Origin of the sequence: Dickeya fangzhongdai (assembly GCF_002812485.1) — a bacterium.
GTDB classification, from domain to species: Bacteria; Pseudomonadota; Gammaproteobacteria; order Enterobacterales; family Enterobacteriaceae; genus Dickeya; species Dickeya fangzhongdai.
Window position 1 is genome coordinate 137,716 of sequence record NZ_CP025003.1, and the last position, 25,517, is coordinate 163,232.

General features: G+C 52.1%; 22 protein-coding genes and 1 pseudogene. 11 read left to right on the forward strand and 12 right to left on the reverse strand.

Annotation, left to right across the window (positions count from 1 at the left end):
* Window positions 1-494 precede the first annotated feature (494 nt).
* Complete coding sequence (locus CVE23_RS00605; protein WP_038921165.1) at window positions 495-1,247, forward strand: helix-turn-helix transcriptional regulator; 753 nt, start codon at window positions 495-497, stop codon at window positions 1,245-1,247.
* Here CVE23_RS00605 and CVE23_RS00610 read toward each other — a convergent pair.
* Window positions 1,213-1,851 (reverse strand): acyl-homoserine-lactone synthase, encoded by a 639-nt coding sequence (locus CVE23_RS00610; RefSeq protein ID WP_038663597.1) that lies wholly within the window; start codon window positions 1,849-1,851, stop codon window positions 1,213-1,215. The two genes, CVE23_RS00605 and CVE23_RS00610, sit on opposite strands and share 35 nt — an antisense overlap.
* Window positions 1,852-2,428: 577 nt before the next feature.
* On the opposite strand from CVE23_RS00610, the gene CVE23_RS00615 reads away from it, so the two are divergent.
* Window positions 2,429-5,116: a fibronectin type III domain-containing protein gene (locus CVE23_RS00615; RefSeq protein ID WP_225622628.1), complete on the forward strand. Its 2,688-nt coding sequence runs from the start codon at window positions 2,429-2,431 to the stop codon at window positions 5,114-5,116.
* 419 nt (window positions 5,117-5,535) lie between these two features.
* Entirely contained in the window at window positions 5,536-5,781 is a 246-nt protein-coding gene (gene bhsA, locus CVE23_RS00620) for a multiple stress resistance protein BhsA (RefSeq protein WP_049842698.1), read from the forward strand.
* Window positions 5,782-5,921: 140 nt separating this feature from the next.
* Here the strand turns inward: bhsA and CVE23_RS00625 are convergent, their stop codons facing one another.
* On the reverse strand, window positions 5,922-6,140 hold the full coding sequence (locus tag CVE23_RS00625) for a DUF7661 family protein (RefSeq protein ID WP_038920592.1): 219 nt from the start codon (window positions 6,138-6,140) through the stop codon (window positions 5,922-5,924).
* Between the two features lie 83 nt (window positions 6,141-6,223).
* On the opposite strand from CVE23_RS00625, the gene CVE23_RS00630 reads away from it, so the two are divergent.
* Both CVE23_RS00630 and CVE23_RS00635 read left to right on the forward strand, forming a co-directional pair.
* The gene (locus CVE23_RS00630) at window positions 6,224-6,907 is read left to right on the forward strand and encodes a hypothetical protein (protein ID WP_038920591.1); all 684 of its coding nucleotides are present in this window, start codon (window positions 6,224-6,226) and stop codon (window positions 6,905-6,907) included.
* A 167-nt stretch (window positions 6,908-7,074) separates the two neighbouring features.
* Window positions 7,075-7,458 (forward strand): annotated as a pseudogene (locus tag CVE23_RS00635) (type VI secretion system PAAR protein); the annotation flags it as partial.
* A gap of 150 nt (window positions 7,459-7,608) precedes the next feature.
* On the opposite strand, the gene CVE23_RS00640 reads toward CVE23_RS00635, so the two are convergent.
* From CVE23_RS00640 to CVE23_RS00680, 9 genes are all read right to left on the reverse strand, one after another.
* Entirely contained in the window at window positions 7,609-8,334 is a 726-nt protein-coding gene (locus CVE23_RS00640; RefSeq protein WP_145958387.1) for a hypothetical protein, read from the reverse strand.
* Window positions 8,335-8,382: 48 nt separating this feature from the next.
* The gene (locus CVE23_RS00645; RefSeq protein ID WP_145958388.1) at window positions 8,383-8,937 is read right to left on the reverse strand and encodes a hypothetical protein; all 555 of its coding nucleotides are present in this window, start codon (window positions 8,935-8,937) and stop codon (window positions 8,383-8,385) included.
* Between the two features lie 23 nt (window positions 8,938-8,960).
* Complete coding sequence (locus tag CVE23_RS22580; RefSeq protein ID WP_145958389.1) at window positions 8,961-9,311, reverse strand: hypothetical protein; 351 nt, start codon at window positions 9,309-9,311, stop codon at window positions 8,961-8,963.
* 482 nt (window positions 9,312-9,793) lie between these two features.
* The gene (locus tag CVE23_RS00655) at window positions 9,794-10,264 is read right to left on the reverse strand and encodes a hypothetical protein (protein ID WP_100848668.1); all 471 of its coding nucleotides are present in this window, start codon (window positions 10,262-10,264) and stop codon (window positions 9,794-9,796) included.
* Complete coding sequence (locus tag CVE23_RS00660; RefSeq protein ID WP_100848669.1) at window positions 10,261-12,639, reverse strand: glycoside hydrolase family 19 protein; 2,379 nt, start codon at window positions 12,637-12,639, stop codon at window positions 10,261-10,263. The genes CVE23_RS00655 and CVE23_RS00660 overlap by 4 nt, the downstream gene beginning before the upstream one ends.
* A 188-nt stretch (window positions 12,640-12,827) precedes the next feature.
* Window positions 12,828-13,148 (reverse strand): helix-turn-helix domain-containing protein, encoded by a 321-nt coding sequence (locus tag CVE23_RS00665; RefSeq protein WP_038920589.1) that lies wholly within the window; start codon window positions 13,146-13,148, stop codon window positions 12,828-12,830.
* 167 nt (window positions 13,149-13,315) lie between these two features.
* Window positions 13,316-14,179 carry a YicC/YloC family endoribonuclease gene (locus tag CVE23_RS00670; RefSeq protein ID WP_038920587.1) on the reverse strand — a complete coding sequence of 288 codons (864 nt, stop codon included), beginning with the start codon at window positions 14,177-14,179 and terminating at the stop codon, window positions 13,316-13,318.
* Between the two features lie 129 nt (window positions 14,180-14,308).
* Window positions 14,309-15,217 (reverse strand): LysR family transcriptional regulator, encoded by a 909-nt coding sequence (locus CVE23_RS00675; protein ID WP_038920586.1) that lies wholly within the window; start codon window positions 15,215-15,217, stop codon window positions 14,309-14,311.
* Between the two features lie 128 nt (window positions 15,218-15,345).
* The gene (locus tag CVE23_RS00680; RefSeq protein ID WP_100848670.1) at window positions 15,346-16,422 is read right to left on the reverse strand and encodes a dipeptidase; all 1,077 of its coding nucleotides are present in this window, start codon (window positions 16,420-16,422) and stop codon (window positions 15,346-15,348) included.
* A 202-nt stretch (window positions 16,423-16,624) separates the two neighbouring features.
* Here CVE23_RS00680 and CVE23_RS00685 point away from each other — a divergent pair, with 202 nt between their 5' ends.
* The 6 genes from CVE23_RS00685 (at window position 16,625) to CVE23_RS00710 (ending at window position 23,272) form a co-directional block, all read left to right on the forward strand.
* The gene (locus CVE23_RS00685) at window positions 16,625-18,220 is read left to right on the forward strand and encodes an ABC transporter substrate-binding protein (RefSeq protein ID WP_049855311.1); all 1,596 of its coding nucleotides are present in this window, start codon (window positions 16,625-16,627) and stop codon (window positions 18,218-18,220) included.
* Window positions 18,220-19,230, forward strand: a complete 1,011-nt coding sequence (locus CVE23_RS00690; protein ID WP_038920583.1) for an ABC transporter permease — start codon at window positions 18,220-18,222, stop codon at window positions 19,228-19,230. The genes CVE23_RS00685 and CVE23_RS00690 overlap by 1 nt, the downstream gene beginning before the upstream one ends.
* Window positions 19,227-20,129, forward strand: a complete 903-nt coding sequence (locus CVE23_RS00695; protein WP_038663569.1) for an ABC transporter permease — start codon at window positions 19,227-19,229, stop codon at window positions 20,127-20,129. Before CVE23_RS00690 ends, CVE23_RS00695 begins: the two co-directional genes overlap by 4 nt.
* Entirely contained in the window at window positions 20,130-20,960 is an 831-nt protein-coding gene (locus tag CVE23_RS00700) for an ABC transporter ATP-binding protein (RefSeq protein WP_100848671.1), read from the forward strand.
* A 63-nt stretch (window positions 20,961-21,023) separates the two neighbouring features.
* A complete protein-coding gene (locus CVE23_RS00705; protein ID WP_038920581.1) occupies window positions 21,024-21,764 on the forward strand; it encodes an ABC transporter ATP-binding protein in 741 nt (246 codons plus the stop codon).
* A complete protein-coding gene (locus CVE23_RS00710) occupies window positions 21,761-23,272 on the forward strand; it encodes a serine hydrolase domain-containing protein (protein ID WP_100848672.1) in 1,512 nt (503 codons plus the stop codon). The genes CVE23_RS00705 and CVE23_RS00710 overlap by 4 nt, the downstream gene beginning before the upstream one ends.
* A gap of 614 nt (window positions 23,273-23,886) precedes the next feature.
* Here the strand turns inward: CVE23_RS00710 and CVE23_RS00715 are convergent.
* Window positions 23,887-25,212, reverse strand: coding sequence for a sulfotransferase family 2 domain-containing protein (locus CVE23_RS00715; protein ID WP_100848673.1), 1,326 nt, complete (start codon window positions 25,210-25,212; stop codon window positions 23,887-23,889).
* Between the last annotated feature and the right edge of the window lie 305 nt (window positions 25,213-25,517).

Consider the following 25,517-nt stretch of genomic DNA (forward strand, 5'->3'; position numbering starts at 1 on the left):
GTCGCTGACTCATGCCAGTTTCCGGTGATTCACTGGGTTGCCGCCTTTCTGCCGCCCGAATTATTTAGGGCATATACCCGTCATACTTCAAGTTGCAGGTGTGTTGGCTGCGTTACTCGGCCCATTTCATGGGCCTCGCCCCTTCGGGGCCGCTGCCAGCAGCGTTCAAATCGGCTTACGCCAATTTGTCACTCACCCCAGTCACTTACTTATGTAAGCTCCTGGGGATTTACTCGGTTGCCGCCTTCCTGCAACTCGAATTATTTAGGGTAGAGAATTAATAAACTAACAGATATTTCCCTGGTGTGCGCCAATTTGGCTTTCCGATCTTTAAAGCGGATCAGATGTTTTTATTTTGGTACTTGATGTTATTTTTTGAAAATTCTAAGGATTTTGTACAGGGAAAGATAGTTAGACTTAGGTATAGGTTGATACTATACTTTCGTGCCGTTATGGTCAGGCTGGGCTGTCGCACGCGATTTTGGGAGAGTTGGATGTCTATATCATTCTCTAACGTTGACTTCATCAATAGCACAATACAAACCTATCTTAACAGAAAGTTAAAAAGCTATGGCGACCCCAAGTACGCCTATTTGATCATGAACAAGAAGAAACCGACGGATGTTGTGATCATCTCCAACTATCCGACGGAATGGGTTGATATTTACAGAAATAACAATTATCAGCATATTGACCCGGTAATCCTGACCGCCATCAATAAGATTTCTCCTTTTTCCTGGGATGATGATCTGGTCATCAGTTCAAAGTTGAAATTTTCCAGAATATTCAATCTCTCCAAAGAATACGACATTGTTAATGGCTATACCTTTGTGTTGCACGACCCGGGCAACAATTTGGCCGCCTTGTCTTTTATGATTGAAGAGCATCGCAGCGAAGAACTGGAAGAAATTATTCAGAATAATAAAGATAAATTGCAAATGCTGTTGATTTCAGCTCATGAGAAACTCACCTCTCTTTACCGAGAGATGAGCAGAAACAGAAACAACAGCAAGTCGCAGGAAGCCGATCTTTTCTCACAAAGAGAAAACGAAATTCTCTACTGGGCAAGCATGGGGAAAACCTATCAGGAGATTGCGCTTATTCTTGGTATCACCACCAGTACAGTAAAATTTCATATCGGCAACGTTGTAAAAAAACTGGGTGTGCTGAATGCCAAGCATGCGATCAGGCTCGGCGTTGAAATGAATCTGATCAAGCCAGTGGGACCAGCAAAGGCAAGGTCTTAAGCTGCTCGGATTCGGCCGTTGTTATCTGTGTAATGCGTTCGATCAGCGCGTATCGGCTCTCATCGTCTGTGGGCAGGTGCAGCAGATAAATTTTCTCCTGCTTTTCCGACAACCCCTGCTGAATGATGGAAATGCGCCAGCCTGAACGTTTTAACAAGGTCAGCATCGGGTGGCTGACAATCGTGAGTATCCCGTCATAATGGCATTTTCTGGCGTAATTGATCATGGCAAGAAATAACGTCAGGCAAGCTGGGTTACGGGTGCCAATCAAATTTCTCACTCGGTCACGGTCGACGAAAAACCGGCTGGACTCAATGTAATTTCCTTCGGGGATGTTGAGACCGTCGAAATAAGAGAAAAACGTGCCAGTAATCATGTTGGGATATTTCATTTCTATAAATCTGACACTGCAAATGATTTTTCCTTCCTTGACGCCTAACAAGTAGGTCGTGTGTTCATTATCGTACTCGTCAAATTCCATCCCGTTAATACAGTTGACGGTCCAGTCCAGACGGTCCTTAAATGTCTCTTTGCGTAGTGTAAACACCTCGTCCAGCTTGTTATTTGACATTAAGCTAAAACTCACATCAAATATTTCTAACATATTTCCCCCTGTCATCACTTTTATGTCTTTTTACGCAAAAACTCACCTGGTGGGGATATATGTTAACGTTTTTACCGCTTGCTTTTCCAGCGTGATTATTTGCGTCCATTTAAGGAAAGTTTATTTTCATTAGTTGACATATTATTTCCTTTTCTATCCTCATTGTGGCATCTGCCAGCCGGACAATCTCCCTCCTTGTTGCCGTGATAAAGTCGCCTGGACTTAGCGGTGGTCCGATGTGGTTAACGGTCACGTGCCATCTGGTCGGTGTTTTTCAGGCATAGAGCGGCGATAAGATTAATTGGCGGGCAGGGCTGTCATCAATACCGATGCGAGTTCGGCCGTGGGAAATGATGTGCCGTAATCCCGGTTTTCCGGCCTGCTGTTTCCATCTGAATGGAAGGCGGCTTGGGGTATTTAGACGATCGGCGAGAGGACGATACAGAAAAAGTATCAATAGCGACGAGAAGTTGTGATTAATTAATGGAAATAATAGCGTGGTAATGATGTAGGTTCCGTCACTGCCATCTGATATGGCTGCACGGATGATAGCAAACTGAAAAAAAGGGACTGACATATGCAGAAAAACACAACGTTCAGACAGGCGTGGCTGGTTGCGCTGGCGCTGGCGGCCACAACGGTAAGCCATGCGGCCGTTGCCGCGGAAAGTTCGGGTTCAGGGGCCGCTTCGTCATCGGCCGCGGCGATTGCAGTGGGGACGATTGATCAGGTTTCGTTTGGCGACAGCGCGTCGGAGAAAAGTCATAGCCTGGTAAAAAACAACAGCCAGACACTCTCCGGCGGGCTGGGCGAATCTGCCCGCAGATTACTGCCGCTCAGCCCGGCAGGCGTTTATGGCGGTAGTCTGACGGTTACCCTGCGGGTGGATCCGCTGCGCCGTAACTACGTTTCCGTCAAACTGTGGGGAGAGGATGACGGCAACTATGATACCGGCCGCCTTTATCTGTACATCGTCAAAGATGGTGTGGAATATCAGGTCGGCTACCGTCATGAGGGCGACTATATGCCACTCAGCGTGACCCACTGGAGTAAACCGTTGCCCGGGCGTTTCTTCTATTCGACTACCTTACTGCCTTACGCGATGACCAAAGGCAGCAGCACCGTTACCCTGAAAATCGTTTCCACTGGCCGTCTCTATCCGTTCGGCAGCGGCGGTCCGGATGCCAGCAATCCGTATCAATATGCGATGAACGTGCCGAGTCGCGGAATTTACCGGGCTTATACCCATGTCGATCCGTTCCTCGACGTTTCGGGCGAAAGGCAGGGCAGTGCGCCGGCGGTCACCACCCGTCCTGCTCCGGGCGATGAGATTCTGGGCGCGAATGGCTCGTTCCGCGTCGCCATCAATAACCGAATCGCCAGCCTGCTTGGCAAGGCGCCGACAACGGCGAATCTCTCCGGCGGCGATTTGCGCTATCTTGCCCGCGCCTATTCCGTTGCGGAACTGAGCAGTTATCAGAACCCGACGGTGGTGAGCCAGGTTGTCGCCGCGCTGGATGCTTACGCCGCGCAGTACTATGACGACAACAATACAGTGAAAAACTGGGGCGGGAGTTTTGGCTCGCAGGGACAGGCGATCTATTACCTGCGAGATCAGCTGACTGGCGATATTCTCAATGCCTCTGTCAGCTATGGCGCTGCCGGCAAGAAAACGCGCCGCGCCGCCTGGGCCGATATGCTGTTTGCCAGCCGTGAATACGGCCGATTGCAAAATCGTCTTAGATTGAGCAACCAGAACCTGATTGCCAATACCAGTATCTATTTCGCCAACAAAGGTATGTTGGTGTTGAAAGATTCGCGCGCTTTCCCGGAGGAAACCGCGCAGCGCTATATTAAGGAAGCCGTCGGACTCTTACCCTGGAGCGGCGATGATAAGGCGGACAGTAATGGTAATGGCCTGCCGGATGATGGCGGTTGGAAACCGTTTGGCGGCAGCTATTATCAGGTCACCGATAAAGGCCAGACCCGTGAGTGGGGCTATGTTGGCGCAGGTTACGGCGAAGTGCAGTCATATCTTGCCGAATTCTACCGGGTTACCGGTAATGAGGATTTCCGCACGCAGATGGTGAAAATGACCAAAGCGCGTGCGCCGTTCCGCCGCCCGGCGATTGAAATCAGCAATGGCGCCAACTACCGTTCGATGGAAGCGATTGGCCTGCTGGCCTGGCGCGGTGCGCATGAAAGCGACGGCAACTTCGCCGGCTACATCGCTTATGCCGACGCGGTGAATACCAATGAACGCGCCAAAGCGTTGCGTGTCGCCGCCGCCAGCAAGGACGCGGCGCTTATTGGTTACGCCAGACAAATGCTGGAAGACAATCAGTTCTTCGCCAACCTGGCCGGTTCGGAGTCCGCATTTGAGGCGTTGGACGTGTTCGCCGATTATCGGACGGTCAAAACGGCGAGCGACAACGGTGTGCGCCTGCCGATGACCGATGGACAGCCTGACTTTGCCTGGGTGGATGAAGAGAACGCCATCGCGGCGATCAAAAAAGGGGACGAACGCCTGTGGCTGAGCGCTTACTGGCAGGCCAAGGCGGGGACGGGCATCAACGGTCTGGCGCGTTTCCACTTCAGTACTTCCGGCTATGACCAATACGGCATACTGGAAACCACGCCGATCTTCCGATCCGCCGCGGTGTATGCGCGCCCCAACCTGATCGATATGCCGGAGAAGACTCCTTACACGCCGCCTAATCCGCCGGGCAACGCCTATGCCGGAGAGCTGCTGCCGCTGGGGCCGGTGCCGGCCGATGCGTCCGGCGACGATCCGTTCCGGGGTAAGGCCGATTTTTACGCCTTGCGCTTCGGCCGCTATCTGATGGGGATTAACGCCAGTGTCAGCAACAGTTATGCGCTGAAAACGCCGGTTGGCTTCAACGCGGCGGAAGACCTGGTGTCACAGCGAACGCAATCGGGCGCTGTGACCGTGGGGCCGCGCGCCAGCGTGGTGCTCTATCTGGATGGAACCCGTGATGCCAAACCGGTACCCGGCACGCCGCTGTACCTGAAAGCGCAGCGCAGCAACGATGTAACCGGGCTATCCTGGACGGCGGCATCCGGCGCCGAGCGCTACAAAATACTGCGTGCCGCCAGTGAAAACGGTGATTACCAGACGGTCGCCACCGTTACCGCCAACGCCTACAGCGACAGCTCAAAAGCACCGACCGGCGGCTACTACTACCGGGTCGTCACCGTGAACGGCAATGGCGAAAGTTATCCGTCCATGTGGAGCCATCCCTGATAGGACGGCGCCGGCGACGGCTGCCTGACGGGGTTTGAACTCCTCGCCACACGTGTCTGGTCTGACGGCTGGCGCGTGTGGCGTTTTACTTTTTTCGCCGGCTCATCCTGCATGCTCATGCGTATCCCGCTGATTTCATTCACTTCCCGGCGTATTTCATAAGCTGGATGATTTTGCTGGATGGTTTTCCTGCGCAGACTTCTTCGTGATACCGCCAGAATGCGCCTGCCGACCCATCTAAAAAAGTTCGTGATAGTGAAAGTTGGTAATCCGTTGAATGCCTTGTTTTTTCATATTCATGACATAAGAGTGTGATATGGATCGCACTTTTTGTGAAGTGGGGTATAGTTACTATAGTGATAATTGACTTGTCATTTACGAACATCATCAACAACGAAAACGTAAAAAAGGAAGCAATCATGAATATGAAAACTGTCTTTACCGCCATCGCACTGAGCACACTGTCTGTCGGCGCTTTTGCTGCAACGGAAATCCAGTACCCGCAGGGTCAGGAAATCGGCAGCATCTCCGCCAGTGCCAACACGCTTGATAGCCTGCAGGCTAAACTGGCCGCCAAAGCGGATGCCGCCGGTGCAAAAACGTTCCAGATCACGTCCGTTCAGGGTGACGACACGCTGCACGGCAACGCTGTTCTGTTCAAATAAAATCAATCAATGAGGCAGGGGAGCGTACCCCTCTCCCATCCCTGACATCATTGATAACCCTCCCTTTGTGTCTGTCTTGATACCTCTTTTAACCGGGCTTGCGCCCGGTTTTTTTATGCCGTGTGCATGACTGACGGATACTATTCAATCCGGAATACCTGGGGATATTTATCGCTGGCGGCTTCGTGAAATATATCGTCCAGCCAGACAGGGATTTCCTCTTCCGTCGCATCGTCTGGTATAACAACGCCGTGAAGCGGAGAGTGCTTTCGTTCATTTAGATCGATGCGGAATACCTGCCACTGTTGTTGGTGTCGTTTTACGCCGATAATTCTGCCAAATACGTTATAAATCAGCACAAGCTTCTCCTGTGATATTATTGATTCAAAGAGCGATAAGTTCGTGTTGTACTGGTAATATTTTTAACAAGGAGAACCGGGTAATGAAAGGAATGGCGATTATTTTGTTTTCATGTGTCTCATTTTCATGTTTTGCGAGAAGTGATTATGACATGACGATGTGCCGCAATGGCGCGTTTCCCGGTTATCCCGGCCAATATTCTGTCGCCAGAATCAACGCGCCTAATGGCGCTAAAGTGCATTTTTACGATGATGACAGTGACAAAGGATGCCCGGAGAATCAGGCGCTTTGCCAGCAGAAAGCCTATCTGATTAATGGTGACGGCGTGATAGTGGCGCAGGAAAAAAGCGGCTGGTCTTGTGTGTGGTATTTTGGCCGGAAGTCTGAATTTGTCGGCTGGCTGCAATCGACTTATCTTGAAAAACAGGCTATCGAAACGGTTGGAGTCAATGCCTGGATCGGTTCGTGGAGTGATGGTTACAGTAAGATAAATATTACCCGCGGGAAAAATAGCACGCTTCATATAAAAGGTAATGCCACCTGGAATGGTGGGGTATCCGGTTATGGTGAATCGATTGTTCATATCGGTAGCATTTCTGCCTCGGCGACACCGAACGGTAATACGCTTCAATGGGGTGATACGCGTGAAGAGTTTGAATGTAGCGGTGTGATGCAGCTAATTAACGGTAATTTGATCGTTGAAGATAATGGCGAATGTGGTGGAGCAAATGTCAGCTTCAGCAGTATTTATCGTTTGAAAAAATAATGCGCTGACTAATATATCATTGCTTTATTCACTGGACTATACAAAGTCAGTTAATCCGACGGGAAATATTTGCTCGTGCTGCCAAAGGGAATACTATGACCGAACCGATATGTTGGACCGCATTTTAGATTGGATATTATTCAATCAAATGAAGTAAGGAGAGTGGTATGCCAGGAGCGGCTCGCTTAAATGATATTGGAAGCGGACATGAGTGCTTTCCAGATACCCCGATAATAGAAGGCAGTTCCGACGTATTGATTAATGGTCTGCCGGCGGCGCGGGTTGGCGATACGGTTCAGATGCACGGATGCCCTTGTCCCCAGGCGCCTCATGGCGTGCATGGTAGAAAAATATCGTCAGGATCCGCTACGGTATTGGTTAATGGGAAATCCGCCGCGCGGATTGGTGATGATATTGACTGCGGCGGTCTGATTGTTTCAGGCAGCGGCAATGTGATTATTGGTGATACGCCCTATCAATCTCCGGTACAACATTGTGTGGAAGCGGCGGTAAAAAGACGCGATCCGTTGATCTCTTTTTCGGATATCATGAAAAATATAACCCCTCCACCCCGATGGAGTCGATAGTTGATTAAATAAAATCCCTGATACAGGTGGTATCAGGGACTATCATATTGTCATCTATATAGAAAATAGTGACATTTAATCGTAGACAGGCTTGAGTCGATGGATAATATCAGGTTACTTCTCATCTAATGAGAAATCATCAGAGTTAATCCATGCTGTTAAGCTCTTACCTGATTTCATTTGATAGCTTATTTTATAAAATTCGCCGTTATCGCTCATATCTAGCAGCTTAAAATGATCGCCAGCAATCAGGTATGAATTTTTCCGGTCTGTCATTATTGGTGAGTTTAACAATACGGTTTTCTCTACCGATACGGTGCCAAAAATTGGCGCTCTTTCCGTATAGATACTTTCATCTTTTAGGAGTGCCGTTTCGGTAGCTACACCTTCTTTAAAATAGGTGCGTTTAACTATACCGCAGCCTACGCATGCATCACGAAACATCAGCGTCCATTTTTCATCTGAGACCTGATAAATGTCTTCATTCCATTTTCCTTCATCCTTCCATGAGCTAATCACATTGTTTTTATTGATAGAGTAATTACATATTGGATTCTTTTCTGGAAGAACAGGTTTTTCCTTTATTTCATTATCTTTTATTAAAAAGACAAGTGAGCACTTATTAATATCACTATTTGTTGTTGCAATCAGGTATTTTCTTCCAATAATTATTACTAATGTTGTCTTTCCATAACCATTGTTAATCATGTTTCTGATGTTACGGGGAACAGTAAAGCCATCGCAATAATCTTTACTGCATAAATTTTCATTTGCAAATGTTTTGAATGAAGTAAGAAATAATAAGATTAAAATAGTTCTCTTTGATGTGGCTGATTTCATCTTATTCTCCCTATGGCTTGCTAATTATTCTTATAGAAGTGTAACATTCTACAATGTTAGTGCTGAGCAGAGAATATTACCCTCTGTCTTTTTGTTCTTTTCTGAAACATATCTGACTTGACACCATTTATCATCATCTTGAGTTGACAGTAAAGTAATATCATCCCCCTTTATTAGATAAGACTTTTTGGGGATTTTATTTTCATCGTAGAAAAAAGACTTTTCTGATTTTATCTTAAATGTTGGGTATTTTTCACAATCGTTAGATCTTTTTCCATCTTCTACCGTGATGAGTTTTAATGATGTTTTATCATCTTTATTTATTTCTGCTTTGATATGAGCGTTGTCTGCTGCTTTGGTGTTATATTTCAGCCAAGTATTTTTATTGTATGAACGACATTGCCCATTCTTGTCTGTGAGTAATATTTGATAATCATCGCTTAGCATGGCGCTTTTATTTTTATAAATCTTATAAATTAAACTATCTTTCCCGCGAAATAGAATTAATGGGATGTAAGTTGTTTTTCCATTTAAAAAATAGGATGTATCTACCGTATCAATATTATTTGATACATCATTAATCTCTTTTTCAATAAGATCCATGTAATCATCCGAAACTGGCATGTTTAACCCGCACAAGCCTTCTTTCGAAGCAATACCGTTTTTTTACTCTTTATATCAATATATAGGCAGTCTGTATAAAATTTACCATTTTTAAATTGCAATGTCATATACGCGGTATAATCATGCAAAGAACGGGCTGAAACAATAATTGATGGTTGATTATTAAAGGATCCAAATGAAACAGCAGGGTTACCGGTATAGTCTTCTTCAAAACTAAAGAATCCCTTTTCTGTTCCACTCATCGCATAAATTTCTCCTTTACTTTTATCATAGCCGTAAGTAATTTTAGATTCGTCAGCTATTGCTGCATGGACTATTAGTAAAGATAACAAGCATGTTGTTTTTATTTTCATGATTAACGTCCGTTGAAAATTAGCATATCTATACTGGTGTTTACTAGGACTTCTTCATACCTTATCGATAAACTATGGAAGTATATCGTCAAAGTATTTCATTTCATCCAGATAATTTCTGACGAGAAAATTGTTTACTTCAGCTATTTCTGCGTCAATTCCTTTAGGCTCGAAAGTCTCAAATCAGCATTTTTTTCAATTGTTAAATCTCATGATTTTTTCAGGTCTATAATTAAATTTGCTTTTTCTGGGTTGTCTTCAATGGCTTTTTTGATAGATTTATCTAATTTTTTTTATAACAATAACTTTATCGTTTTTTGCTTTGGTGTTTATTTTTATCAATTCACTATTTTGCTTTTCAGAAAAAGCGGAAAAACCATGAGGTGCATAAAGAAATAACAATATTATTATGATGCGGAATCTTATGCGTCTTTTATTTATGTTATAACTCATCTTATATGTCCTCATAATAAATTATATTTCTAATGATTTTTCTTCAAGTATTCCTTTATTGTCTCGGCGTTTTTGTATTTATATACAAAGTGATTATCACTTTTCACCCCATCAAAACCTGATAGGTTATTATCTTTTAATAGACTTTCATTGATTTTTAGTCTACCTTTTATATAGCTATAGCCTTTGATCTCATATAAAACCCCATCAATTCCAAGGCTAGGGTGATATTGTTTCCATGAAATAATGACGATGACATTTCTTATTTTTTCTAACTTTGTAAAGAAAACTGTTTCAATTTGAGCTTTTTCTCCCTCGGGTTCATAAGTATCTATGATATCCAGTCGGTTCTTTTCACTTTTAATAAATAAAACATTTTCATCTTTTCTTTGGAATGAAATGTCTGAATCATTATCTAGATGAAATGGTCCTTGAATAATATCTGATGCAAAAGAAAAAAATGAAATAAAAAATAATAAAAAAACGGATATTGTTTTCATTTCCCCTCCTTTATTGCTTTTGATACTCTGGAATGTCGTTCATCTCTGTCGTTATAGCCATTCTTTCCGCCATTTACTACTAATGTGACATCCAAAACACTGCCTGTTTTTGCAATATCTCTTAATGACTTACCATTCTTATCTATTTTATTACACCAGAAAAAGAAAGCTGATTCTACCGCATATTCAATTTCTGTAAGTAAGTCAGGGTTATTGACAAAATCTCTCATGTCATCAGGATTGTTCGCATTATGTTGAATCGTGAAATCACGATAATTATCTTTTCCAGTTAACTGTATCATTCCCCTTCCTCTATATTTATATCCGTCACCGCTATCTTCACTACCATTTCCTAATCGTTTAGCATAAACATAGTTTCCAAGATTTACTGGATTTCTTGCATAGTACGTCTCATGAGTCCACAATTTTTCTCGTAATCGCCCGATTACACATTCATCACGAGAGTCATCATACTTTCCCTCTTTGCATCCGAAAAACTCTCTCATTCTTTTTGCACTATATGAAAGTCCTTCTTCTAACGGTTTAAATTGACTTTCATGGCCAATTTGAGAAAGAAAATGTGCAATTTCAACATCATCATTAATTTTATATCTAATTGCATATTTGTTCATATATGGTAGAACAATATCACATTGATTTTTATTCATTCCAAGATTTGCTGCTAATACCATGTTAATTGTTATTGGTCCATCTGTTGAACTAATATAATCCAAAAACTCCACCGGATGAAAATGCCAAACAGGTTTGCCCGATTTAAACTCGGGAACCTCACTCATCCACGCCATATCATCCCGCCACTTTTTCAGATACGGCATCATTTCAGGGTAACTGTCGTTGTTAAGGAAAGATTGCCAGTGTTTATGTTTGCTGTCGCCAAACCATTCGCTATCATGTTTGACTATCAGCCGACGCACCAGGTCTGGTACGTTATTTTCTCCGGAATGTAAATTTTCGAAGATACGTTTTTCAAATGCAGCCAGTTCGTACTGTGATAAATTCCCGTCATTGTTCTGGTCTATGACTTTCACCAGCTTCTTATACGTCTCGGATCCCTGTTGGCCTTCGAACTCGGTATCTCCCCGCAGGGATTTTGATACCCAGTCAAAAATGCCTTTGAGAAAATTTTCTTTTAGCAGAGAACCGAAATCCTCCGTCGAGGCTTCTTCCAGCGTAATAAAGCCAAGTTCAGACAAATCATGTTGGCTCAACACGTCCACATCCTGGCCTTTCACCCAGTTATCCGGCGCAATTTGAAACCACGTTGCTCCCTGAGCATCTATCGGGCTGGCTTTATCACGAGGCAGAATTCTTCCGTCATCCGTACTTTTGGTCACCGTATTTGTTGGCGTAAATGTTGTTTCGTCACCTTCACCGGATTTCTGATATAACGGCTTTCCTGCTTTTATCTTCACAAAGGCTCGGCCGGTTTTAATCTGTTTGGGATTAGAGAGAAAACCGGGCATATTGGTATCGACACTGATGACTTCAATGTGCGAATAAAAGTCTATATCCACACCACCAGAACCGGATTTGGCGGGGGAGTTATCTTCTGCTAAAAAACCGATCGCGTCTCCGGCGTTGATCGTCAGTTTCTCTCCGGGGATGACCACCGCATTATATTCCCCATGCTCAACAGCTTTAGTCATCCATTCCGGCATACGGTGATAGCGAGGGGTAACCGGCTCGACAAATCGATCCTCCAGGGAAACCCAGAATTTTTTTTCACTCACACTCCCATCTTTCAGGAGTTGGGCCAACCCGAAAACACCGTTAGTAGTTTCGTGCCCTATTTTGAATGTTTCCTGTTTTGAAACCACCAGTAAATCATTTTCTTTGAGTGTGATATTTCCCACTTTAGGCAATTTTTGCCCGCTGATTTCCCGGCCATTGTATTCGCTTGTCGATAAGTTATTTATATTGGGTTTGACACGATAACAATTCGTCAGCGTTGGGTAAGCAGAAACTGGGGCGAGGTGCATATACAGCGTGTAAAACGTCAGCCAGGTGCTCTGGTCGTCCGGATTCGGTTGATGTTCCGAACGCACCAGCAAAAACGTGCTGGAATAGCGCAACTGATATTTGTCATACGGCGCGGTGCAGTAGTTTTTGTTGATGCGCCATGCCGCCACTTCCCCGTTGGCGATACACTGAAGTGGAACCGCTCTGTCGGCGTTCGCCGAGGTCAGCACTGATTCCGGGGCGCTACGACGGCTGATGTGGATGCCGCCATGCCACTGTCGGTTACTGCTAGCCAGCCACCAGCCGTCCGGTTCATTCCGCAAGACGTTCAGTAACGTATCCAGACTGTCGTAATCCTTGCCATCCGCTTTCCGTATCGGATAACGCGTGTCCATCCTGTTCTCCCTTGCACCGTCAGAGCGATCGGCCTGATCGTAAACGGTTTCTTCCTGAATGCAGACGGTAACATACGCTTTATCCGCACATCATGCCAGATGATTGCGGTATGGGCTGGGGTTCCTGAATAGCTGGTGATAAGTGTGATTCTATCCCTGTCAGTGTAGAAAAACTGAGCGCTGATTTACTACCCAACCGTTTTCACTAACGCCAAAATCTCTGCCCGTTTCTCTGGTGACAGCCCCAAAAACGCCAGCATCAATTCTGCCAGTTCATCATCAGCGGTGTAGAAGAATGCCAGCGGGACGTCGAGCGCGTCCGCGAGTTGTTGAGCGGTGTCAATGCTGGCTTCGTGCACGCCCTTTTCATAACGGTTAATACGGGGGCTTGCCACAAATTCATCGATCCCGGCAGCGATGCCGAGTTTTTTTTGTGAGAGGCCTTTCGCGAGCCGGGCTTGCTTAAGTCGTTGACAGAAAACGTCATGGTAGTTTGGTCTTGATTTCATGACTACGAGAATCGTAGTTTTTGCTTGAGTGAGATACTACGATTATCGTAGTTATGGTCGACATTGCTGTTTAGCGTCGATGCGATCAGGCGGAAAACGGAGTATAGTAAGCAGCAAAAACGCCCTGAAAACAGGGCGTTGTAATAGTCGGTAGCGCAGTACAGAAATCACTCGATATTCTGAATCTGCTCCCGCATCTGCTCAATCAGCACTTTCAGTTCGATGGCGGAGGCGGTGACGTCGGCGTTGATGGATTTGGAACCCAGCGTGTTCGATTCGCGGTTGAATTCCTGCATCATGAAGTCCAGACGGCGGCCGACGGCTTCCTGCTTGTTGAGGATTTTGTAGGTTTCCCGCACGTGGGCTTCCAGCCGGTCGAGTTCTTCGGCTACGTCGATGCGCTGCGCCAGCAGCACCAGCTCCTGCTCCAGCCGGTTGCCGTCGAGTTGCACCTGCGCTTCATCCAGCTTGCTTTGCAGTTTTTCCCGCTGCCATTGCAGAATGTTCGGCATGTGGGCGCGAACCTTGGCGACTTCGGCGCTGACGCCCACCAGCCGCTGTTCAATCAGCGCCTTGAGCGCGTTGCCTTCGCTTTCGCGGGCGAGGATGAAGTCGTCCAGCGCGGCTTCCAGCGCCTGCATCAGTTCGGCGCTGATGGCGTCCAGATCCTGCTCCTGCGCCGACATCACCCCCGGCCAGCGCAGGATGTCGAGCGGGTTGACCTCGCCTTCGTCGCTCTGCATTTTCACCCAGTTCGCCGCCGTCACCAGCTGTTTGGCCAGTTGCTCGTTGAGGATGAGTTGCCCTTGTGCGCGCGGGTCCAGCTCAAAACGCAGGCCGCACTCGATTTTGCCGCGGGTCAGGCGGTTGCGGATGCGTTCGCGGATTACCGGCTCTAAGCTGCGGAACTGCTCGGGTAAACGGATGTAGGTTTCCAGATAACGCTGGTTTACGGAGCGAAGCTCCCAGGCGGCGCTACCCCAGTCACCCTTGATTTCTCGCCGGGCGTAAGCGGTCATGCTACGAATCATCGGTGCATACCTGTTAAGAAGTGATGGGGTAATTATAACGGGCGGTTTGCCAAAAGCGACAGCGGTAACGGACTGACAAATCACGGCTTCCGGCCAAACCACGCGATGGCCGAAAGCGTACGGCGGCGGTTATGCCGCTTCCAGCAGCGGCAGACACTGGCTGGCGAGTTCGCGGCACTTGCTTTTCAGCACCTGTTTGAGCTGCAGGATCTCGCGGGATTGCGGGATGTCGCGGCGGCTGATCAGCATCACCTCAAACGGCAGCGGCTGGCTGATGGGCACGATTTTGAGCTGATCGGCATAACGGCGCGCGGTGAACAGGTCGACGATGCCGGTGCCGCCGCCCGCCAGCACCATATCGGCGATCACCGAGTAGGTCTTGATGTACAGCGAAGCCGCCGGTTTGAGGCGACGATCGCGCAGCGCGCGGTGCACCACCTGGCCCAGCGGGTCCTGCTGCTGCATCATCAGCAGGTTGTTGTGGCACAGCCATTCCAGCGATACCGGCCCCTGTTGCGGGCTGTCTTTCGGCAGAATCGCCACCATCCGCGACTGGCACAGCGGCTCGGCCAGCAAATCCGGCGGCACCTGTTGGCCGAACACCAGCGCCAGGTCGAGCTGATGCTGCTGAATATTCTGACACAGGGTGCTGAAATGCTCGGTGACCAGCTCCATATTCACCAGCGGCGCCTGTTGCTGAAACTCCACCATCGCCGGGGCGACAATCATCTGGCCAAAGGCGTGCGCCGCACCGAGCCGCACCGCCTCGCGCTGGCCTTTGCGGATCTGTTCGGTCAGGCGGGAAATACTCTGTAATTGGCTGTAAAGCTGTTCGATTTCCGGCATCAGCCGTTGCCCTTCCACCGTTGGCACCAATCCTTGCGAACGGCGTTCGAACAGCGCGAAACCCAGTTGCTGTTCGGCGTGATTCAGCACCCGGCTGACGTTGGGCTGGGAAACGTTGAGTAACCGCGCCGCGCCGCTGATGGTGCCGGCCTGAACGATCGCCTGAAAGACTTCGATGTGGCGTAAACGCATAACCTGAGTCCTGTTGTGTGATGTGTGCCCGACCGGCCCGATGGAGCACGATCCAACGCAGAAACAAGCAAGATTCACGCCATGTTACTGAAAAACGCGGCCGAATGGCGGCAGGCCGCGTCCGTTGGCTATTCGCCCCAGGTGGCTTCCAGCACCCGCAGCCAGTTGCCGTAACAGATTTTCTCCAACAGGGTGCGTGAGTAGCCGCGATCGGCCAGCGCCTGCACCAAAATGGGGAAACCCGCCACATCTTTGAGGTCGCCCGGGATGGTGGTGCCGTCCAGATCGGAACCGAAGCCGACGCCATTTTCGCCCAGTTTTTCCAGCAGATACTCCACATGACGCACGATCTCCTGCACCGTGGCGGACGGGTCTTTCTGGCCGTCGGCACGCAGGAAGGAGGTACCGAAATTGACGCCGACAAAGCCGTCGCGCTCGCGGATAGCCGCCAGCTGGCGGTCGGTGAGGTTGCGCGACTGGGCGCACAGCGCGTGGGCGTTGGAGTGGCTGGCTACCAGCGGCGCGTCGGAAACCGCCGCCGTCTGCCAGAAGCCTTTTTCATCCATGTGGGAGAGGTCCACCAGAATGCGTTTGGCGTTGCAGGCGCGCACCAGCCGTAGCCCGGCATCGGTCAGGCCATCGCCGGTGTCGGGCGAGGAAGGGAAACGGAACGGCACTCCCTGACCAAAGATATTCGGCCGGCTCCACAGCGGCCCCAGGCTGCGCAGCCCGGCGGCGTAGAGAATATCCAGCAGCTCCAGGTCGGCATCCAGCATCTCGGCGCCTTCGATGTGCATCACCGCCGCCACTACGCCGTCCGCCATGCAGCGACGGATATCGGCCGCACTGCGGCACACCCGCAGTTGCCCGGCGGATGCCGCTTCAAGGCGCAGTAGGGTGGCGAGCATCCAGAAGCTGACGTCGCGCGCCTGCGCCATGGACGGGGTGGTTAATAAAACGTTGCCATCTGGTATGGATGTTGCATCACTCTGGTTCGAGGGAACGTAGGTGGCGAACAGGCCGCCGGCGAATCCGCCCTGCCGGATCCGGGGCAGGTCAATATGACCCTGCGACGGCCCGTTCAGAAAGGCATCGGTCGGATTATCGCGATGAAGTCGCCACAGGCGTGACAGCACGTCGTTGTGGCCATCGAAGACAGGGAGATTATGTACAAGCGGCTTGTCTGACATGGGCGAATCTGACATGGAAGAAAGTACCGATACTGGATTGAAAGAAGAATGATTTTCTGAAATGGAACCTGCTCTGCACCATGCTGGTGCGGTTCATTCAGGCGGAGAAATTTTGTTCGCCGCAGCACCATTTAAGCCAGCGCCTGTGATATCTGTCAAGCCGCAGACAGAAAAAATATATTTTATTTTATTTTAAAATCAGACACTTGGGGGATTAATGGTCACCAGAAGACGTTTTCTTGCCGGTTGCGCTACCGTGCCTTTCCTGTCCTGGCTCAATCTGAACACCGCGTTTGCCGATACGCCGCCGTCCATGCTGGTGATGGCGATGCAGCTCGATAACATGACCAGTCTCGACCCGCAGGAAGGGTTTGAGGCGGTAGGGACCGAAATCATCGGCAACCTGTACCAGCGTCTGGTGATGCCAAACCCGGCCAACCCGCAAGAGGTGATTGGCGATCTGGCCGTCAGTTGGGAGGTTGGCAACGACAGCAAAACCTTCACCTTCCACCTCAATCCGAAAGCCAAATTCGCCGACGGTTCGCCGGTTACCGCCGACGATGCCGCCTTCTCGTTGCAGCGCGCGGTCAAGCTGGACAAGAGCCCGGCGTTCATCATCAACCAGTTCGGTTTTACCAAAGACAACGTGGAGCAGCACATCACCGCGCCGGATGAAAAAACGCTGGTGATAAGCCTGGATAAGCCGGCGGCGGAAACCTTCCTGCTGTACTGCCTGTCTGCGCCGGTGGGCAGCATCGTGCAGAAAAAGGCGGCGCTGGCTAATCAGCAGAACAACGATCTGGGCAACCAATGGCTGAAACAGAACAGCGCCGGCTCCGGCCCGTTCTCGCTGGTGAGCTGGAAAGCCAGCGAAAGCATCATCCTGCAGAAGAACGATCACTTCCCGACTGACAACGCCTTTAAGCGCGTCCTGCTCAAGCACATCGTCGACCCGTCCGCCCAGTTGCTGATGCTGCAGAAAGGGGACGTGGATATCGCCCGCAACCTGACCACCGAGCAGATTCGCCCGCTGGTGAACGACAGTAACTACCATCTGGTGCGTCAGAGCATCGCCAGCGTGATGCTGCTGTCCTGTAACACCGCCAACGAATTCCTGAAAAAACCGCAGGTGTGGCAGGCTATCAAGTGGGCGCTGGACTACGACAGCATCCAGAAAAACATTCTGCCGCTGACGCACAAGGTGCATCAGAGCTTCCTGCCGGGCGGTTTTCCGGCGGCGCTGGACGACACCCCGTTCCATCTGGATGTCGCCAAAGCCAAAGCGTTGCTGAAAGACGCCGGTTATCCGGACGGCTTTGAGATTACGATGGATCACTACTCCGCCCAGCCGCATCCGGATATTGCGCAGGCGATCCAGACCCAGCTTGGCGCTATCGGCATCAAGGTGAAGCTGATTGCGGCGGAAAACCGTCAGGTACTCACTAAAATGCGCGCCCGCCAGCAGCAACTGGCGCTGACGGTGTGGGGAGCGGACTATTTCGACCCGAACTCCAACGCCGAAGCCTTCTGCGTCAATACCGACAACAGCGACGGCGCCCGCAATCGCACGCTGGCCTGGCGTTGCGGCTGGTCGGATGAAAAATTCAACCAGTTGACCGAACAGGCGCTGCATGAGCAGGACCCGGCCAAACGCATCGCGCTGTACGAAACCCTGCAACGCAACCACCGCGAACTGAGCCCGTTCACGCTGATGATGCAGGATGAGAAAACGCTGGCCTGCCGTAAGAACCTCAGCGGCGTCACCATGACGGTATTGAGCAAAGTGCCTTACCAGCAGGTGAAGAAAGCCTGATGCAGATACTGATCCGTTTTTGCAGTACGCTCGGCAGCCTGTTGCTGACCCTGCTGGGGTTATCGGTGCTGACCTTCTTCATCGGTCGTATCATGCCGACCGACCCGGTGCTCGCCGCCGTCGGGGACAATGCGCCCCAGGCGGTGGTGGAGCGGGTACGTCAGGAAATGGGGCTGGATCAGCCCCTGTGGATGCAGTACGGCCACTACCTGAACCAACTGCTGCACGGCGATCTGGGTCGCTCGGTGCTGACCTCTAATCCGGTGACCACCGATATCGCCCGCTACTTCCCCGCCACGCTGGAACTGGCGACCGCCGCGATCATCGTCGCGGCGTTGGTCGGCATTCCGCTCGGGGTGTGGGCGGCGGTGCGACAAGGACGCTGGGTGGATCAAACCATCCGCGTCGTCTGTCTGGCCGGGCATTCGCTGCCGGTGTTTGTGCTGGCGCTGCTGAGCCTGCTGATTTTCTACGCGGTGCTGGGCATTGCGCCGGGGCCGGGGCGGCAGGACATCATCTTTCAGGACATGGTGCCGCACGTCACCGGGCTGCTGACGGTGGACTCGCTGCTGGCGGGCGACTATGACGCGTTGCGCGATGCGCTGGCGCACATGGTGCAGCCGGTGCTGATTCTGGCGTATTTCAGTATGGCCTACATCACCCGCATGACCCGTACTTTCATGCTCAATGCGCTCGGCGGCGAGTTCGTGATCACCGCCCGCGCCAAAGGGCTGTCGTCCCGTCGGGTCGTCTGGCGGCATGCTTTCCCCACGGTGGCGGTGCAACTGGTGACGGTGCTGGCGCTGACCTACGCCGGGCTGCTGGAAGGCGCGGTGGTGACGGAAAACGTATTCTCCTGGCCGGGACTGGGCCAGTACCTCACTACCGCGCTGCTCAATGCGGACATGAACCCGGTGGTGGGCGCCACATTGCTGGTGGGCGCGACCTACGTGCTGCTGAACCTGCTGGCTGACATTCTCTATCGACTTTTGGATCCCCGCGTAACATGAGTTTTCTTGTCTCACGAGCCTGGTTGCTCGACGAAACGCCCAGCACACGCCGTCAGGCGGTGTGGGGGCAGCGTTACCGCCTGTGGCTGGGGTTTCGCACCAATCCGATGGCGATGCTGGGGTTGATCATCATCGCCGCAGTCATGCTGTTGTCGCTGGCCGCGCCCTGGCTGACGCCGTACGACCCCGGTTTTCAGAACTTGTCCAACCGGCTGGCGGCGCCGTCCGCTGCGCATTGGCTGGGTACTGATGAACTGGGGCGCGATGTATTCAGCCGTATTTTATATGGCGGTCGCACCACGCTGGGCATGGTGATTGCGGTGGTGGCGCTGACCGCGCCGATCGGTCTGCTGGTCGGCTGTATCGCCGGTTACGCCGGTGGGTTGCTTGATAAAATCCTGATGCGGCTGACCGATATCTTTCTGGCGTTTCCGCGGCTGGTGCTGGCGCTGGCGTTTGTGGCGGCGCTGAAACCGGGGGTGGAAAGCGCCATTCTGGCGATTGCGCTCACCGCCTGGCCGCCGTATGCGCGGCTGGCGCGGGCGGAGACGCTGCAGTTTCGCCACACCGATTTTATCGCCGCCTGCCGCCTGACCGGCGCCGCGCCGCTGCGTATTATTCTGCGCCACATCATGCCGCTGTGCGTGCCGAGCCTGATTGTGCGGGTGACGCTGGACATGAGCTCCATCATCATCACCGCCGCCAGCCTGGGTTTCCTCGGCATGGGCGCGCAGCCGCCGTCACCTGAATGGGGCACCATGATCGCCACCGCGCGCCGTTTCCTGTTCAACGCCTGGTGGGTGCCGCTGGTGCCCTGTATCGCCATTTTCCTCACCTCGCTGGCCTTCAACTTTCTCGGCGACGGCCTGCGCGATCTGCTGGACCCGAAGGAGCGCTAAATGCTGGTGGAAATTGAGAACCTCCGTATCGCGTTCGCCAACCGGACGGAAACTTTTGAGGCGGTGCGCGGCGTCAGCTTCAGCGTCGGCAAGGAGAAGTTCGCCATCGTCGGCGAAAGCGGCTCCGGCAAGTCGCTGACCGCACGCAGCCTGATGCAGTTACTGCCGGGCAGCGCCCGCATTCAGGCCGACAAACTGAGTTTTGACGGCATCGACCTGCGCGGCGCCGGCGAGAAAACGTTACGCCAGATTCGCGGCAAGCGGGTCGGCTTTATCCTGCAAGACCCGAAGTACTCGCTGAATCCGGTGATGACCATCGGCCAGCAGGTGGCGGAAGCCTGGCGCGAGCACAAAGGCGGTAGCCGCCGCGCGGCGATGGACGCCGCCATTGATCTGCTGAATCAGGTGCGCATTCGCGATCCGCAGCGGGTGGCGACGTGTTACCCGCACGAAGTGTCGGGCGGCATGGGGCAGAGGGTGATGATCGCCATGATGCTGGCGCCCGACCCGGAACTGCTGATCGCCGATGAACCGACTTCGGCGCTGGACGCCACGGTGCAGGCGGAGATCCTGTGTCTGATCGATGATCTGGTATCGCAGCGCGGCATGGGATTGATCCTGATCAGTCACGATCTGCCGCTGGTGTCGCATTTCTGCGATCGGGTGGCGGTGATGTACGCCGGGCGGATCGTCGAGATGTTGCAGGCCAGCGAACTGTTACAGGCGCAGCATCCGTATACCCAGGGGCTGTTGGCCTGCCTGCCGTCGCTGAAACATCCGCGCGATCGACTGCCGGTGTTGCAGCGCGACCCGGCCTGGAGAACTGCATGATGGGTGGAGTGCATGATGAGTGTAACGCATGACGGGTGTAACGCATGATGACGGGTGCAACGCATGATTAAAGTAGAAAACCTGCGTATCGCCTTCGGCGGCGTCGAGGTAGTGAAAGGGGTGTCCTTCGCGCTGGAAAGCGGCGACAGCTTCGGTATGGTCGGCGAAAGCGGCTCCGGCAAGTCCACCATTTTGCGCGCGCTGGCCGGGTTAAATACCCAGTGGCGCGGACGTATCGAGTTTGGCGGCATGGCGCAGTCGGCGCGGCGGGATCGCAGCTTTTTCCGTCAGGTGCAGATGGTGTTTCAGGATCCGTACGGATCGTTGCATCCGCGCCAGACCATCGATCGCATTTTGCATGAGCCGCTGCTGGTGCACCGCTTCGATCGCGCCGAGCAGCGTATTACCCGGGCGCTGGAAGAAGTGGGCTTGCCCGCCGCGGCGCGCTTTCGCTTTCCCCACCAGCTCTCCGGCGGCCAGCGCCAGCGGGTGGCGATTGCCCGCGCGCTGATCGCCGAGCCGGAAGTGCTGCTGCTGGATGAACCGACCTCGGCGCTGGACGTGTCGGTGCAGGCGGAAATCCTCAATCTGCTGACAGACCTGCGTCAGGAGCGTAGGCTCACCTACATCATGGTCAGCCATAATCTGGCGGTGGTGTCCCATCTGTGTCAGCGCGTCGGCGTGATGCAACATGGCGAGATGGTGGAACAGCTCAGCGTGGAGCATTTGCGCTCGCGCAACCTGCATCATCCGCACACGGCGGAGCTGTATGATTTAAGCATGACGCTGGAGGAACCGGCATGAGATTACACTGGCAGCGTGCCGTCGATGAGGCGCGCGCAATCACCCAGTCCTGGAATCAGCCCGGCCAGCCGGGCGGCGCCATCACGCTGTTCGACGGCGAGCAGATTCGCGCCGCCTGCTGCGGCGGGCTGGCGGATCTGGCGCAGCAAACGCCATTCACCACCCAGAGCGTGGTGCGTTTCGCCTCGGTCACCAAGCATCTGTTTGCCTCGCTGGTGACAGGGGCCGCCAGCTCGCAGCTTGCGCTGACCGACCCGCTCAGCCGGCATCTGCCGCAACTGACCGGCGAGAACGGCAAGGTGACGGTCGGGCAGGCGCTGGACATGACCTCCGGCCTGCCGGATGTGCGTGAAAGCCTGTCGCTGCTGGGGTTGTCGGTGTACAACGCCACCTCGGCCGACAGTCTGCTGGCGTTTCTGGCGGACAATGGCTGTCTGAATTACCCTGCAGGCAGCGAGATCTCCTACACCAACACCGGCTACCGGCTGGTGGAGGAAGCGCTGAAAGCCAAAGGCATCTATTTCGCCGACCTGCTGCGCCAGCACATCAACCAGCCGCTGGGGATTGCGCTCAGCGCGCCGGAAACCTGGTTTGATATCGTGCCCGGACTGGTGCCGGGCTACTGGCCATCGCCGCAGGGCTGGCAGTTGTCCTGCGCCGGGCTGCACCTGTCCACGTCCGGTTGCGTTACCGGCAACGTGCGCGATTTAACGGTCTGGCTGCAGTCGCTGCTGATGAATCAGGGGCCGGGCGAAGGCGTGCTGGCGCGCCTGTCTCAGCCGCGTTGCCTGAGCGACGGCCGCGTCACCGGTTACGGGCTGGGCGTGGCGCACAGTCGCATCGGCGATGCGTTGCTGGTGGGGCATGGCGGCTCTCACGCGGGTTATAAGAGTTACTTCCTGCTTGACCCGGTATTGCAGGTCGGGGTGGCGCTGGTCGCCAACCGGGAAGATGTCGCCACCTACGACAGCGTGCTGCGGGTGATGTCCGCCTTGCTGGACCAGCCGCTGCCGGCGCGCGGGCATGACCTGACGCCGGGGCTGTACGCGGCGGAGCAGGGTGGCCACTGGCTGGAGGTGAAAGGCCCGGGCGCCTGCTGGCTGGGCGCGACCGAAACGCTGTATCGCAGTGAGACGCCGGGTGTGACGGTGTCGCTGTCCAGCCATCTGCCGATGAAGCTGCGGCAGCACGGCATGGCGATCGAAGGGGAAATCGGTCACGCGCCGTGCCGCTTTCTGCCGGTGGAGGCCGACAACAGCATGGCGCAACTGCAAGGCCGCTGGTACTGGCCGGACACGCGCAGCGAACTGGTGATTGACGGCGATAGTATCGTGATGGGACTCGGCCCGGCGGCGATTGCCGGCTCTCTGCAATCGCTCGGCAACGGCCGCGCGCTCGCCACGGTACAGGACGGCCCGTGGGAAAAACGCTTCTCGCTGCTGGTACAAGACGGCTATCTGACTTTATTGCTTAATCGCAGCCGGGTGGTGCGGTATCAGCGCGGGTGACGCGGTTTTTTGATTACTATTTAGCCGTGATCTGGTCTTTTTGCTTCGACCAGCCCTAATCAGCAAAGACGATGATTAACCTATGCCCAATGGCGGAGGGGGAGAGCTCTCCCCTCCGCCATGATGATCATCACTTCATCAAAAGCGATATCAGCTGATTGCAAAAGCCGCGTTCAAATCTGTTTCAGGCCGATTTACCCGGCTGTCGCTTTCCCTTTTCTGAACCCGAACTAGTTAAGGTATCGGTTCTGAGTAATTTTTTTCCGAGCATATTTCCCGGCACCTCAATAAATCGATATGTTCCCGCAGAAATTAAGGTGACAACGATGGTCACAGCTACTAACAATAATCGCCGCCAATAATAAATATTGATTCTCATTACATATATTAGCCTCGAAAAAATGAGAGGCGAACGATCGGCAGTTTCTAACTTGATAATCAAACGACTGATTGCCTGCTTTTAATTAGCATATTCAGGCTATTCAAAAAGAATGGGTCAAATAACGGCAGGCAATCCGCTTGTTGAAGCGGCAGCCATGCTGTGGCCTTCCATAGGGTGGAAGGGCCGACAGCATGGATGTTGGGGTTTACGTTGGTGTGAAGGCGTTATTGCATCAATCGTTTCTGCTGGTTGATATTCCCCGCAGACCGCGCGCGTTAGCAGGCGTACCCGGTGACTGGAGTATGAAGGCATCCGATGGACCGACTTCAATCTCACAGATCTCAAGGCCGAGCTGACGACCATCGTTTGACGTGTCCATGGTAATTGTTTCGGCGCAGTCAATCGTCAGCCGCAGAATGTCGTTAGCTTGGTTTAGTTCTTGCTGCGGTATAAGCGCATCAAAAACCACAACGAACGTACTTTCTGACCACCGATGCAGGGGCGCGGCATAGTCATCGACCTTCAATGTAAGTTCGTCGACCTGGCGTGTAGACAGTATGTTCGTGACCCTAAATCGCACCAGAATATCCCGGTCCTTGCGGAATGGAATATCGATTGTCGCAGTCGGCGTCGGGCCAATCCAGCGGCTGAATTTGCGGTCATTCTGCTCACGGCAATGCCACCCCGTTCCATTCAATGGTTGCGACATGTCCACCACAGTCCAGCCAGCCGGGCGAATCAAGGCTTTGCGGTAGTTATCCTCAACGGCGCTCGCAAAATCCACGCCATAGGTCGCCTGGAAACGCGCCATTTGCTCGTCGTAAAGTTCGCGGGCAATAGCAACGATTTCCTGATCAATATCAATCATCCGATTGGCAGCTGCTATCGCCTCTTCGCTTAAGTTCGGCTTTTGCTGGTCACTGGCGTGTATATTGAGCGGCTGCGGCCGATCGAGAGGGAGCGCCAGCCATAATTGCAGCGCGGAGAGCGAGCGCCCAAAGTCCTCTTTGAAGCCAATAAAGGAAAGCGAGCGCAGCGTTTTCTCTGCCCGCTGCCGGACGAACGCCCGAAAATCCTTACTATCGAGAGAACCCGCTCGCCAGGCTTCCCGGTACTCATGGGGCGCGCATGCCAGATGGCGACTGATTCGGTTCCAGTTAAGGTATTGGCACTGTGGGTGGTTGGAGGAAAAGAATAATGCCGGATTATTGCGGGCCAAATCACGGATCAGTTCACCATCAGGGAAAGCCGCTGCTTCTTCGTCAGTCCAACGATGCACCATCCACCAGTTAGATACCAGCCTGTCCAGCGGGTCTCGTAAAAAGCACAGCGTTGCCGCATTCGATATGTGATCCGGCCAAATCCTGCTGCTGAATGGAACATGAATAAAACGCGCACGTGCCAACCGATTTGGGTCCAGCTCGATGTCACCGGCGCCCATCCAATCGGTGTGTTCTTCTAAATAAATACACTCATCGGACGGAAAAAAATTTTGTAAATACTTTAGAAGAGACGTGCCTGCGCACTTATCAATATGATGAAAAACAATACGAGGCATGCCTTATCCTTACTTTCCGTAATAACATATACCCATCTAAATAATATTATAATTATTTATATAATTACAGTAATTACATGTTACTTATTGTGGCTTTAACCACTGGCGGCGAGCTGGATATCCGCGATCATCCACTGCCCAGTGGGTTATCGTTATTATAAAACGTGAGTGGCTGGTGACTGACAGAAAATTGAGGTACTGACGGGTAAAAATGGCGAGTCTGGTACAAGGTCTAGATTCGCCACTGTGGCAGATATCCGCCAGTGAATAAATGGTGTGGGATATAGCCTGACTAATATGCAGAC